The following is a 13,298-nucleotide window of genomic DNA, read 5'->3' as shown; positions in this document are numbered from 1 at the left end:
GCTGTGCTCAGTGGCAGCGTCGCGCGGCAGTTTGCCAAAGTTGCGACGTCATGGGCACTGACTGATTGGATAGGTCGTCAGCGTTTGCTCCTGGGCGTGTGCCGATGAATGTGTTGAGGGCTTACCGCCCTTTCCAGCGGCCCTGTTTGTTCAGGGTGAGGATGATACCTTCGCGCTTTTGGCGGATTTCTACCATCTTGTGGCGCAGTTCGCGGCAGCGGTGGCTGTTGAGGATCAGTAGGCCGATCAGAGGGCTAAGCAGAGACATGGCGTATAGAAAAAACGGGGGGCGGTACGCTATCGCGGGCAGCGATATCAGTAAGCAGGTGACGTAGATGCCGACACTGACCCATACCAAGTGGATTCGACCATAGGTGATCTGAGCCTTGGAAAAGAACAGGACAAGGCTTGTTGCAACGCTGCCGAAAAAAAAGAGTCTGACTGCACGTTCTTCCGGCAGGCTCGAGAGAAATGTCACCAACAATAGGAGGGCAGTCATCGCAATCGTAAAACAGCCGGCAAGTAGATCGGCTCCAATTACTAGTGCATAGCGTCTCCTGAACTCCCGTGGATTTTCAAAGTAGCAGTAGGCGTAGGCGCGCTCCTCGGACGTCAGTGCTTTCCATGTTTGATCCTTTGCGGATTTGCCAAGGTCTTTTACCGTTTTGCGCTTGCTCACGGAGTGACTTCCTCGTAGAGACCAATAGCCCATGTCTTTATTTTTTCTGGCATCGAGCTGCTGGCGAAACCCAGGGTTGCAGCCACGGCATCTCTTATGTGATTGGCGGTGGAAAGTTGCATTTCTGTCGCACTTAATCCGCAAGCGAAACTGGTGGTGCGCAAGGCGGGAGGCGCGAGCCCGGTGGAGTATCTGGTGATTAGCCTGAAGGAAGTCATGGTGGTGTCCTACAGTACCAGCGCTGAAAACGGCGCCGATGTCCTGCAAGACAGTGTTGCCCTGAACTTCGCCACCGTCGACGTCAGTTACCAGCCGCAGAAAGCCGACGGAGGCAAGGACGGCGGGCCGGTAAAGTTTGGCTGGAATATCCGCCAGAACGTGAAGGCCTGAGGCCTCATCGACCGGTGTCGAGAAGGCGGGCGTATCGGCTGCACCTTAGCCTGAACGGCGCGCCCGCATTGAGCGCCCTGTACGTCAGGTGGAGGGTGCAGATGTCCGCGCCCTCAAGGCGTACACACCAGTGCCTGACGCTCATAGTTCAACGCTTTGTTCTGCGGCGGTAACGCATAGGTTGCGTTGCATTGCTGCTCGCCCCACTTGATGATCAACGTGCCCTGATCCTGTTCCACCAATGCCAGCGCATTCCCGTTCGGATCCGCGATCGCCAGTTGCTTGCCATTGGCGTCCTCCAGCGAAGCCCCGAACGACAGCGGTTTATGCTGTGCGTCGTACAACTCAAACAACACGCGGCGTCCGGTACTGCCACTGTAACGCGCCACCACGACGGCGCCACGGCGCGGTACCAGTTGCTGGGTGGCATTGGTGATTTCCACATCGCCGCCCAGGTCGCGGGTGTCGAGGCTGATCCAGTTGACCCGATAAGGTTGGGCCGTGGGGATTACCGCATAGCCGTTGTAGCCGGTTTCGACGCCGCTGTAGCTGCTGATCTTCGCCCCGGCGATGCCCGGCACCTCGGCCAGTGCGAAGGTCTCACTGACGGTTTGTCCCAGGTTGATGCCGCCCGCATGGGCCACCACGGAACCCGCAAGGTTGAGGTTCTGCGCGTTGTAGCCCTGGCCCTGGCTGTAGCCGACGCTGACATCCGCCACCGAGGTGCGGCTGTTGATATTCACCGAACCGGAGTCACCGCTGGTGTCGCTGTGGCCCGCCTGCACCGAATAGAACGTGTCGCTGGTATCGGCGACGTAGCCGTTGAGACCCGCCTGCGTCGTGGTGTCGCCATGCTGATGGCTGGTGGTGACAAACGCTCGGGGGGCGCGGGCCTGGCTGCCCAGCGGGAACGAGACGGACAGGTTCACCTGCGTGTCGCTGCTGGGCTCGCCCAAGGTGACGATTTGCTTGGTGCGCGTCACGCCAACGTTGTAGCTCATGTCGCCCCAGTTGCCGGTGTAGCCGGCGGATAAACTCTGCGACCCGCCGCGGTTCCAGTAACGCTGGTCGCTGGCATTCACATACAGGCTGCCGAGCGCATTGTTGCGTCCCAGGCTCTGGTTGATGGTCAGGTCGGTCCGGGTTTTCGAATGCCCGGTCCGCACGCGCACGTCTTCGCTCATGTCTTCCACATGGTCGGTGAGCGTGCGGTAACCCTCGGTGGAGTAGCGGTAGGCGGCCAGGGTGAAGTTGGTGTCGGTGCCGGCAAAGGTCTTGGCGTACAACGCACGCACGCTGCTGCCCTGGGTGGTTTGCCCGCGGGCTTTGCTGGACGAGTGGGTGGTATCCAGGGAAAAAGCGCCGAACGCGGTGTTCTTGCCGGCGCCGATCGACAGCGCGCTGTAGTCGTCACTGGCTTGCAGGCCGACGATACCGCTGAGGTTGCTGGTCAAGCCGTACGCCAGGGTGCTGCTGATGAACGTCGGGCTCGCCAGGCCATCGGCGTTGCTTTTGAAGGTACCCGCCGAGACGCTGTATTTGATCTGGCCTTCACGCACCATGATCGGCAAGCTGGAAAATGCCTGCATCGTCACACGCCGGCTGCCGTCGGCTTCGATCACGGTGATTTGCAAGTCGCCGTTGGAGCCGCTGGGGTAAATGTCGTTGATCTCGAACGGGCCGGGCGCAACGTTGGCGGTGTAGAGGATGTAGTCGTTCTGGCGAATCTCTACGGTCGCGTTGGTCTGCGCCACACCACGGATCACCGGTGCATAGCCGCGTTCGCTGTCGGCCCGCATGCCGTCATCGGAGGCGAGTTTCAGGCCGCGATAACGCACGCTGTCGAACAAGTCGGTGTCGGAGAAGATCTCACCGGCGCTGAACTGGCCCTTGATCGCGGTCACGTCATGCTGCACGTAGGTGCGGTTGCTGGTGAAGGTGTTCGAACGCCCGGTGCCGTTGCTCATGTTCGATTCGTTGCGCAAGCGCCAGGCACCCAGGTTGATGCCGTTGCGCAAGCCGAGGTTATTGGCGATGCGGGTTTTATAGTCACCGGCCGTGCGGCTGCTGTTGAGCTGGTAGTTGATGAAGGCGGCGGGAACGCCGTCGTCCCACAACTGCGGGTCTACATAACCGCGCAGGCCGCGCTGCATGGCCACTTGCGGAATGCTGGCGAGCAGGCGCAGGCGGCTGCTGTCGTAGCGCACGCTGGCGTCTTCAATCAACTCGGCGAGGGCGTAGCAGGCTTGTGGCTGCTGCGGGTCGAGTTTGCCTTCGGCCTGCAAACGGGTCATGTCGATACCCAACTGCTTGAGCAGGTCGAGGGTGAGGCAGGCCTCGACGCGAGCGTTTTTCGGGTTGCGCTTGAAGTCGATATCGCGCCGGCCCACCAGTACTTCGTTGCTGTACAGATCAACCCGGTAATTACCCGGCAGTACGCTGTTGGCCGAGAGCAATTGCTGCAAGTCGACCGGCGACTGCGAGCCTTGCAGGAAGGTGGTGTTGAAGGTTTCCGCAGCCTCATCGGCCATGGCCCACACGGGCAAACTGGCGGCGATCGCGAGCGACAGCGTCTTCAACTTCAGTGCGCCCCGTGCGGGCCTGTTGCTGGAAAGAAAAGACATGCGAAGACCTGTGACATCCCTGATTGGCGAACAGCCGGGCACGCAAACACGCACGCGAAGTGAGCCTGTGGGTTAGAGAAAAGGCTTAGGGTTTGAGGCGCGCTTCAGTAGCGTGCGAGGCAACGCCTGACACAGCGGCGGTGTAGTGGTTCTGCGCGCCATAGTCATTGATGCTGGAAAACGACAACTGCACTGCGCCGCTGGCGATTGGCGCACTGAGCGGGAACTGTTTTTCCTCGCCGGGCGCAATCATGGTGGAGTCGCTGGCCAGTTGCGCCTGCACTTTGATGTCCGCCATGGACACGTGGTACAGCGTCGGGTTTTTCACCTGCAACAGCGTCTGGCTGCCGTGTTTGGCCAGCGTCCATTCGAGCTGTGCAGGTGCTTGCAGCGCGCTGCCGGTGAGGCCGGCAGGGCGGTAAAAAATCTTGATGCGTTGGCGGATCGCCAACTGCAAGGTGTTCTCGGTTTCGCTGGCCTTGGGGATTTCCTGCACGTTGAGCCACACCACCGACTCACGGTCCGTGGGCATGCCTTTGCCTTCGTACAGAATGCGCAGCAGTTGTTGTTCCTTGGCGAATACCCGCGCCAGTGGCGGGGTGACGGCAAACGGCGCACGGCTGCCGCTGGCGTCGTTCATGTCGACCCAGGATTGAATCAACACATCCTGGTTACCGTTGCGCACGGTGATGTTGGCTTCCTTGTGGTCGCCATCGAATACGATACGGGTGGCATTCAGTGAAATGCTGGCGGCGGCCTGGGTAGCCATAAGCATGCCCAGCAGCCCCAGGCATGCGGCGATAGAACGAGGCAGCATGAGGGTTATCCGGTGTAGTCAAGAAAAATGGCGAGGCCGCAGGGCCTCGCACGTTCGGTGCGCGGGGCGCCGAGTTATTCGTATTGCAGGATGAACGGCAGGGTTGCGTCACCGCGACCGGCCGTGGAGGCGTTGGTTGCAGCGGTAGTGACGTAGGCGGCTGCGAAGCTCAGGGTGGCGTCGCCGCCTGCAGTGCCGGCGCCGTGCATGGTGCTTTCAATGCGCGCGGTGCTTGGCGAGCTGAGGTCGATCAGGCCGCCTTTGCTGTCGAGCAGGGCGATACCGACGTTTTGTGCAGTCGCCGAACCTGGGTTCAGGGCCAGTACTTTTTTGCCGGTGACCAGGCCCGAACCGCCGTTGTTGGCGTCGAAGATCATCGCGACTTTGGTGCCCTGGTTGCAGTTGACGTTCAGGTTGAAGTCTTTGGCGGTGACGCGACCGGCAGTTGGGTTTTCCGCGGTGCCCATGTCTTTGATCGACACGTTGCCCATGTCCACCGAAATGGTACGGTCGGAGTTCGCGCCGTCAACCGAGCACGCGTCGTTGTTGATCACGCCGGTGAAAGTGATTTTACCGCTGCCGCCCAGGGTTGGCGTCGGTGCAGGATCAGCGGCAAAAGCGCTGCCGGAAGCGGCGATAATGGCCGAGGCGATAACAGCCAGGGAAAACTTCTTCATGGTGATGTCCGTTAGTGTTAGTTGGAAAATGCTGTTGTTGAACTGCGAGGAAAGAGTAAGCGGCGAGGCGGCGGGCGCGAATAAGACGATTCTTATAAGCGTGGAGGCGGGCAGGTTAGTTACGCTTTTGAAGGGGCGGGAAGCCAGCAAATAAAGGGCGAAGCCATTATCCAGGAATGGCTTGCAAGTAAGTGGTTAGTTGAAAATGTTACGCGCCAGGCAATACGCAAGAAGGTCCTGGTCGCTGCTCACTTCAAGTTTGCGCATGGCCGATATTTTTTGTGCGCTGATGGTTTTGGAACTTCGGTTCTGGCTGCGCGCAATATCACTCACGCTCATGCCGGAAATAAATAAGCGCAGGATCTCGAACTCTTTGGGCGACAAGCTGGTGAAGCGCTCGTCGATCGCCGTCAGGGTCTCGATCACTGACGTCTTGGGCGGTTCCAGGCTGCGATAGGCGCTCTGCTGTGCAATCGCCTTGAGCGCCAATTGAATCTCGGTGTGCAACTGGCTTTTCTGAATGATGCCGACCACGCCCAGCTCCTGCAGGCGCGTGAGTATCAGGTGGTTGGAAATCATCGTCAGGATCAGGATCTGTACCTGTGGGAAATGCCGTTTGAGGTATTCCACCAGCTTCAGGCCATCGCCGTACGGCGAGTCGCCCGGCATGTTGTAATCGGTGATCACAATGTCGGCGCCCTGGCGCTGCAACAGCTCGATCAGGCCGGCCGAGCACACGGCTTCGCCGACCACTTGAAAGCGCGTGTCGCGCTCCACCAGTTCGCGAACGCCAAGCAACACGATCGGGTGATCGTCCGCGATTACCACGTTGAATTTTTTCATAAAGGGCCGTCCGTAGTGCCAGTTCAAGTAAGTGAAGTGTGCCCGGGCTGGAGAGACTCCAGAACGGCCGACAGACGCTGCATCACAGTCTTCACCTTGAGCTCAAGCGGGGTGTCGAGGCTGCCGCGGTTAAGCGCGCTTTCCAATTCGATGCAGGCCTGGGCCAGGCTCAGCGCCTGCACTGCGCCGAGGGCACCGGCGGTCGAATGCAGCAACTGGCCGAGGCCATGGGCATCACGCTGCGCCAGCGCCACGCCGATGCGCTGCAAGTCATGCTGCACGCTACTGATGAACAGCGGGCGCATCTTGTCCGACAGCTGCACGCTGTCGTCGAATACCGCCGTGACAGGCGCGAGCGGCGGCTTGACCTTGCACAGCTTGACCAACTGGCCGCGCAGGGTTTGCAGGCTCAAGGGTTTGACGATCCAGGCGTTCATGCCCACTGCCAGGCAACGCACGCCTTCCTCGCGCATCGCATTGGCGGTCACGCCGATAATCGGCAATTGCGGGTCATGCTCGCGCAAGGTCCTGGCCAGTTCATAGCCGTTCATCAGCGGCATATTCACGTCGGTCAGCACCAGGTCGAAGGCCTGCGGTTGCCACAGTTGCAGCGCCTGTTCGCCGTTGGCGGCCAGGCTCACCGAGCAACCGAGCGCTTCCAGCTGTTCCTTGATGATCGCCTGGTTGACCGGGTTGTCCTCGGCCACCAGGATGCGCAGCCCCAACTGCCCGGCGCTTTGTGGTCGCGCTGCCGCAGGTTGCTCATGCTTGCCGTGCTGCGCCAGTGAGACGGTGGCGGCGATGCTGCGTATGTCGTGCATATCCACCACCCAGCCTTGCGCCGTATGCAGCGGCGGGCTGTGTGCACCCGGCAGGCAGAGCACACGTTGACCGGCCCAGGGTTTGGCGGACTCGTTGGGCAACAGGTCCACCAGCACCGCCTGGCGGCTGTCCTTTTCGGGGCTGGTCGCCGCCAGGGCGGCCGCAATGCCCAGGCGGTTGAGCCAGTCACTCATCGACTGCGCCAATTCGCGCACCGGTGCCTGTACATACACCGGCGTCGCGCTGGGTTCGATCTGCGGCAGGTTGGTCAGCGTGCCGCAACACCGTGGCAGGCGCATTTTCAGGGTAAAGCTGCTGCCCAGGCCGGGCTCGCTGACCACGCGGATTTCTCCGTCCATCATCTGCGCCAACCAGCGGCAAATCGGCAGGCCCAGCCCGGCGCCGCCTTCGCTCGCGGTGTCCGGTGCCTGGTAAAAAAGATCGAACAGCTTGGCTTGCTGCGCCTCGGGAATGCCGACGCCGGAGTCGGTGACTTGCCATTCCAGCTCAACGTTGTCGGCATCCAGCGCCATGACCCTGACGCGGATCACCACGCGTCCGACATCGGTGAACTTGATGGCGTTGCTCACCAGGTTATTGAGGATCTGGCGGATGCGCATCGGGTCACCCATCACGCAGTCCGGCAACTGCGCGTCGATGCAACTGTACAGTTGCAAACCCTTGCGCTGGGCGGAGGCCGTGTAAGTGTGGAGAGTGTCTTCGAGCAGGTCCAGCGGGCAGAAATCCACGGCTTCTATCGCCATTTGCCCGGACTCGATTTTCGACACGTCCAGCACATCGCTGATCAGCTGAAACAGCGTGCCCGACGAACGCTGGATGGTGTGCAGGTAGGTTTTCTGGTGCGCGTCCAGGTCCGTGAGGCCGAGCAATTCCAGGGTGCCAAGCACGCCATACAGCGGTGTGCGGATTTCATGGCTCATGGTCGCCAGGAACAGCGTCTTGGCCTTGTTGGCCGCATCAGCGGCGTGGCGCGCTTCTTCCAACGCCTGGGCGTCTTCGATATGCAGGGTGATGTCGTTGAACGCATACAGGCGCACGTTCTCGGCCTGATAGCGGGTCGACACAAAGCCGATTTGCAGGTGCCGGCCTTCGATTTCCAGGTGCGTCTCGCCACTCTCGGCGCTGTCGTGGGTACCGGCCATGGCCGCCACCAGGCGTGCGCTGCCCGGCCACTGTTGCGCGCGCTGGTTTTCGATCAGCACTTTGCCGTCGCTGCGCCGCACCACGCACAGGCCGGTGGGCGCGGTGTCGATGATCACGCGGCTGAACGCGACACTTTCGGCTATGTGTTCGTGGGCCAGGCGCGCTGGGGTGATGACCTGGCGCCGGTACCAGCGGCTGCCGGCCCAGCCCAGGGCAATCAGGCTGCCGAAGAGCAGGGCCAGGGTACTCAGCGGCCACAACGCGGAGTGGAAGAAGTGCGAGTAGTTCAGGCCATACACCGCGCTCCACGGCTGCTGACCCGCTTGGGTTATCTTGAATTCGAAGCCATTGGCGGTGATGTGCATGCCATCGCTGAGTGGCGCTTCGGTTTCTGGCCCGATCAACCGCGTGCCGTCGGGGGCAATCAGGGTGAAGCGATCAAACGCCGAGTGGTCGAGGGCGCGCTGCACATCGTCGGCCAGGGCCAGGTCGAGCAAGGTGCCGATCACCACCTGGCCCTGGCCATCCAGAGGCAGGCCGATGTACGCCAGCAAGTGTTCGGACTCGGGACCGGCCTGCCAATACACGCGATCCTGCTCCAGCGGTTGCGGCGTTTGCTCCAGGGTGTTTTGCACGGCGTTGACCACCGCCACCAGGTTGCCGGTTTCCTCGGTGCTTTCCCGACGCTGGTAGCCCACGGAGGGAACGGTGATGGTGTAGTTCGCCTGGCGGTTGAGCAAAAAGGTTTGCGGCGCCTCGTACGGTGACGAGGACCAGAAGGCGCTGTAGTAGCTGGTCAGGTGCGCGCCCAGGGCAAAAATCTGCGGCCTGGCGGCGGCGCTGACTTGCTGCTCATCGAACTTGGCGCTGAATGGCACTGAAAACGAATACTTCTGGCCTTCATAGAGCGTACGGCGGTTGTCGACCATGCGGCTTTTCAGGCTGACCTGAACGTTGGTGGCACGCAGCAGTTCGGCCTGGATGCCTGGATGCGTCAGGCTCCTGAGGTACGACTCTTGCTCCTGCAGGTTTTCCATCAGCCGCGCGAAGTGAAAAAGCGTTGCGCCGTAACGGGTTTCGATCCCTCGTTGCAGTGACCAGTAATTGGTGAGGACCAACAGCAACGCGATCCCGATCAGCACCATCAGGCCTTTGTTCAGGCGCAACGAGCTGCGGGTAAAGGCTTCGAGGATCGCGTTGTTGTGCTTCATCAGAGGTTTCCGCAGGCGCAGGATAAATCGGCACTGGATGGAGCTTACTCCTTACTATGGAACAGATAATCCATGGCCACCAGCTAGTGAGATGTCGCGGGGCCATCATTGTTCAGTAATTGCTGAAATTGGTCCGAAGAGACCGCATGGGAAATCAGGAAACCCTGTACTTGATTGCAGTCGATTTTGCGCAGCAGGGCTAATTGCTGAGGGGTCTCGACGCCTTCGGCGACCACGGTGAGCCCGAGTTTGCGGCCCAGCGCGATGATGCTCGCCAACGCCTGGGCAATGCCTTCGTTGTCGTGACTGCCCTGGACCAGCGCCTGGTCGATCTTGAGTTCGGTAAACGGCGTCGACACCAGGTTCAGGTACGAGCTGTAGCCTTTGCCAAAATCATCCTGGGACAGGCCGAAGCCCTTGATGCGCAGACGGCAGGCACCGGCATAGAAATTACTGATGTCCTGCGGCACCGAGCACTCCATCAATTCGAAACAGATCATCCCCGGGATGCCATCGTGGTGCAGCACGAACTCCAATAAACGGTCAGCCAGGTCGTGACTGTTGAGCAGGTGAGTGGGCAAGTTGATGGAGACCGGAATTTCATAGCCGCGCTGGCGCCAATGCTCTTGAGCGTGGATGGCTTGTTTAAGCACCAGCCACAACAGCCGTTCCTCCAGTTCAAATGCCTTGATCGCCGGCAGGAATGCGGCAGGCAGCATCACGCCTTGCTCCGGGTGCATCCAGCGCACCAGGGCTTCGGCAGCGACAATACGGCCGTTGGCCAAGGATTTTTTCGGTTGGAACCAAGCCTGGAACTGGCCGCTGCTCATGGCCTGAACCAGCGTGTGACGGTCGATGTCCATGTGTTCGGGCAATTCGGGGGAGGGCTTGCGTACCTTGTTCCTGAGCTGTTCCACCAGGCTGCGCAAGGCATCGGCGGCAACCGGTTTGGAGATCAGCCCGATCACTTCCACGTCGAGGTTTTTCGCCACCAGGCTGGCCGCCATCAACATGCGCCGCGACGCCGCACTCATGATCGCCAGCGCCGGTTTGCAGCGCAGGCTGGCCAGGCACTGAATAAACTGCACGCCGTCCATGCCGGGCATCAGCAGGTCGGTCAGAACCAGGTCGAAGTCGCGCTGGCGCAGTCGCTCCAGCGCCTCTTTGCCGTCCTCGGCGGTCTCGAGCATGAAATCCCCCAACTCACTGAGCAAGTGCTGCAGGTAGATGTGCTGCAGGGGATGGTCCTCAACAATCAAAATACTAAGGGGCTTCATGAGTGTTCCGTGCATAAGGCGCCAGGGAGTTGAATAGAGCCCGCAACGCAAAGGGTTTGACCAGACAGTGGTTCATGCCGGCGGCCAGGCACAGGTCGGCCTCGCCGCGCATGGCGTTGGCGGTGGCCCCGATAATCGGCAACGGTGAGCCCAGGCGGCGCAGTTCGCGCGCCAGTTCATAGCCGTTGATGTGGGGCATGTTCACATCGGTCAACACCACGTCGAAGTTGCCGGCGGTGTACAGCTGCAACGCTTCCTGACCATCGGCCGCCAGCTCCACGGTGCAGCCGAGTTCTTCGAGTTGGTCACGCAATATCAACTGGTTGATGATGTTGTCTTCGGCCACCAGCAGGTGCAGGTTGAGTTTGTTCAGGTCGCGCTGGCGCGTTTGTTCATCGGCACGCGCCACCCACAGCCCTTGTGCCTGGCTCACGGCCTGGTGAATCGCACCCAGATGGTTGAGGTTGACGTGCCAGGCGCCGGCTTCGGCTTCCACGGCGGTAGAGGCGTTGCTGCTCACGTGTATCACCGGCCCCGGCCACTCCGGCACCAGCAACGGGTCGACGCTGCCGGGATGCACTTGCAGCAGCAGATGGTTGTCCGGCAGCGTCGGCAGACCGGTCTGGGCCCGCGCGCCCCAGCGGCGCAACCAGCCGCTGACGGAGTTCGCCAACTCCGGGATCGGCGAGGCCACGTAGATGGTCTCGGCCAGCAACGCGGGCATCGGCGTGGTGGGCGCTTCCTCCAGCGGCAGGATCAGGCTGAAGCTGCTGCCCAGGCCGAGTTCGCTGACCATACGGATATTGCCGTTCATCAATTCCGTCAGGCGCTGGCAGATCGGCAGGCCCAGGCCGGTGCCGGCGACCACGTTGGTGTTGCCTTCACTCTGGTAAAACGGTTCGAAAATCATCGCCTGGTCTTCCTGGGCGATGCCTTTGCCGGTGTCTGAAACCTGCCACAGCAGGCTGGAGCGTTCGCCATCGCGGCCCAGCACTTTGACCCGCAGCACCACGCGCCCGTAGTCGGTGAATTTCACCGCGTTGTTGAGCAGGTTGTTGAGAATCTGGCGGATGCGTGTCACGTCGCCGATCAGCCGTTCCGGCAACTTCGGGTCGAAGCAGGCATACAGTTGCAGGCCCTTGCCTTGGGCGGCTGCGGCATAGCCCTGGATAATTTCGTGGACCAGGTCCAGCGGTGAGAATTCGCTCAACTCCAGGGCCAGTTGCCCGGCCTCGATCTTCGACACATCCAGCACATCGCAGATCAATTGCAGCAGGGTCGACGACGAGCCCTCGATGGCGTGCAGGTAGTCTTTCTGTTGGCTATCGAGTTGGGTGCGCGCCAGCAGTTCCAGGGTGCCCAACACGCCATACAGCGGCGTGCGGATTTCATGGCTCATGGTTGCCAGGAACAACGTCTTTGCGGCGTTGGCGGCATCTGCCGAATGCCGCGCTTCTTCAAGCGCCGCCTCGACCTGCTTGCGCGCGCTGATGTCGCTGAACGCGCAAAACAGCACGTCCTCGCCTTTATAGCGGGTCGGTGCGCTGCTCAGGTACAGGTGGCGGCCGTCGATGGTTTCAAAGTAGTCACTGCGTTCGGACGGGCCGTTGGCAAAGGCTTGCTCGATCCAGCCGGCGCGCAATGCTTCGCGCTCCGGGCCGTTGCCCAACCACTGCTGGGCCAGGGTGTTTTCCAGCACCACCTGGCCGTCGGTGCGGCGCAGCACACAGAGCGCGACGGGCGCGGTCTGGATCACATCACGGCCAAATGCTTCGCTTTCGATCAGTGCCTGGATGCGATGGATCGAGGGAATAATGAAACGCTGGTCGACCCGGCGCATCACCAACCAGATCAGCATCAGGCTGAACAGGCAGAACAGCAGCGAACCGAGCAGCTGTTTCCATAAGCCGGTGACCACTGCGCGCAGGTCGATGGAGTACATCAGTTGCCACTCCGAAGACTTCAAGTGCTTGCGGATCACCAGGTGGTCGGGCAAGAGGCCGCTGCCGACAAAACCGAAGAAGCTCTCTTCGTCGGGTTTCAGGTGTTGCCGGCTCAGTTTCGTATCAGGGCTGTTGGTGAAGACCAGCATGCCTTGGGAGTTGAGCATCATGAACGCCCCGGCGCTCTGGTCGCTGAGAGTCAAGGACACCTCACGGCTCTCCATTTCCAGGCCGAGCCAGCCGGAATTGGCATCACGGTCGTCCAGGCGAATGAAGATGTACAGGTGCGAGTGGTGTTCGGTGTTGTCGCTCAGCCATAGCTCGTTGAGCGTGGCCGGGTCGCTGTGTTGCAGGGCCTTGAGGCGGTTGAGCATGCACTTGGAAATCGGCAATACCTGTGCAGTCGCGTCGTACAGCCGCGTCACCTGCGGGCTGGGGTCGGGGCTCACATAGAGCAGGTTCAGTTGCTTGGCCTTGAGGTAGTCACGCATGCGTGCGGTCAGCCAGATGCTCCATTGGTTGCCGGGTGAATTACCCAGCTCCAGGTGTTGTTCTTCCGGCGAGGACGGGTAAAGCCGCGACTGCTTGCGCACCGCCGACAGGCTCAGGCTTTCGAGCAGGGCCTGGCGATTGGTGAAAAAGGTATGGGCTTCGGCGATGGCGCTGCTCATGTAGCCGCGGCGCTGGGAAATGTCGTTATTGAAGGTCGAGAGCAGAAAGGTATAGACCCCGCTCAGGATGCCGACGAGCAGCACGGTCGCAAAAATACGAAGCAGCCTTCTGGCTGCTTCGGGTCGGGAGAGGACGGGGTTGATCTGGAGCAGATAACTTTTCAATCGCATCGGCAGACT

The 13,298-nt window shown here is 60.8% G+C and carries 8 protein-coding genes and 1 pseudogene; 1 reads left to right on the top strand and 8 read right to left on the bottom strand.

The features are described from left to right. Positions 1-121: 121 nt before the first annotated feature. Positions 122-679 carry a hypothetical protein gene (locus CPH89_RS29790; RefSeq protein WP_053257037.1) on the bottom strand — a complete coding sequence of 186 codons (558 nt, stop codon included), beginning with the start codon at positions 677-679 and terminating at the stop codon, positions 122-124. Positions 680-817: 138 nt separating this feature from the next. Between CPH89_RS29790 and CPH89_RS29780 the strand changes: the two are divergent. Further along, a pseudogene (locus tag CPH89_RS29780) lies at positions 818-1,069 on the top strand (type VI secretion system tube protein Hcp); the annotation flags it as partial. A 113-nt stretch (positions 1,070-1,182) separates the two neighbouring features. On the opposite strand, the gene CPH89_RS29775 reads toward CPH89_RS29780, so the two are convergent. The 7 genes from CPH89_RS29775 to CPH89_RS29745 all read right to left on the bottom strand — a co-directional run bounded on the left by CPH89_RS29775 (position 1,183) and on the right by CPH89_RS29745 (position 13,289). After that, entirely contained in the window at positions 1,183-3,693 is a 2,511-nt protein-coding gene (locus CPH89_RS29775) for a fimbria/pilus outer membrane usher protein (protein WP_053257036.1), read from the bottom strand. 85 nt (positions 3,694-3,778) lie between these two features. After that, positions 3,779-4,510 carry a fimbrial biogenesis chaperone gene (locus tag CPH89_RS29770; RefSeq protein ID WP_053257035.1) on the bottom strand — a complete coding sequence of 244 codons (732 nt, stop codon included), beginning with the start codon at positions 4,508-4,510 and terminating at the stop codon, positions 3,779-3,781. 74 nt (positions 4,511-4,584) lie between these two features. After that, entirely contained in the window at positions 4,585-5,187 is a 603-nt protein-coding gene (locus tag CPH89_RS29765; RefSeq protein ID WP_053257034.1) for a fimbrial protein, read from the bottom strand. Positions 5,188-5,382: 195 nt separating this feature from the next. Beyond that, positions 5,383-6,030, bottom strand: coding sequence for a response regulator (locus tag CPH89_RS29760; protein ID WP_053257033.1), 648 nt, complete (start codon positions 6,028-6,030; stop codon positions 5,383-5,385). A gap of 23 nt (positions 6,031-6,053) precedes the next feature. After that, positions 6,054-9,227 (bottom strand): hybrid sensor histidine kinase/response regulator, encoded by a 3,174-nt coding sequence (locus CPH89_RS29755; RefSeq protein ID WP_053257032.1) that lies wholly within the window; start codon positions 9,225-9,227, stop codon positions 6,054-6,056. An 83-nt stretch (positions 9,228-9,310) separates the two neighbouring features. Next, positions 9,311-10,504, bottom strand: coding sequence for a response regulator cyclic di-GMP phosphodiesterase PvrR (locus CPH89_RS29750; protein ID WP_053257031.1), 1,194 nt, complete (start codon positions 10,502-10,504; stop codon positions 9,311-9,313). Then, entirely contained in the window at positions 10,491-13,289 is a 2,799-nt protein-coding gene (locus CPH89_RS29745; RefSeq protein ID WP_053257030.1) for an ATP-binding protein, read from the bottom strand. Before CPH89_RS29745 ends, CPH89_RS29750 begins: the two co-directional genes overlap by 14 nt. Positions 13,290-13,298 lie beyond the last annotated feature (9 nt).

Source organism: Pseudomonas fluorescens, from assembly GCF_900215245.1.
GTDB classification, from domain to species: domain Bacteria; phylum Pseudomonadota; class Gammaproteobacteria; order Pseudomonadales; family Pseudomonadaceae; genus Aquipseudomonas; species Aquipseudomonas fluorescens.
The sequence above is the reverse complement of the archived record's forward strand: the minus strand, read 5'-3'. Positions and strand labels throughout refer to the sequence as shown.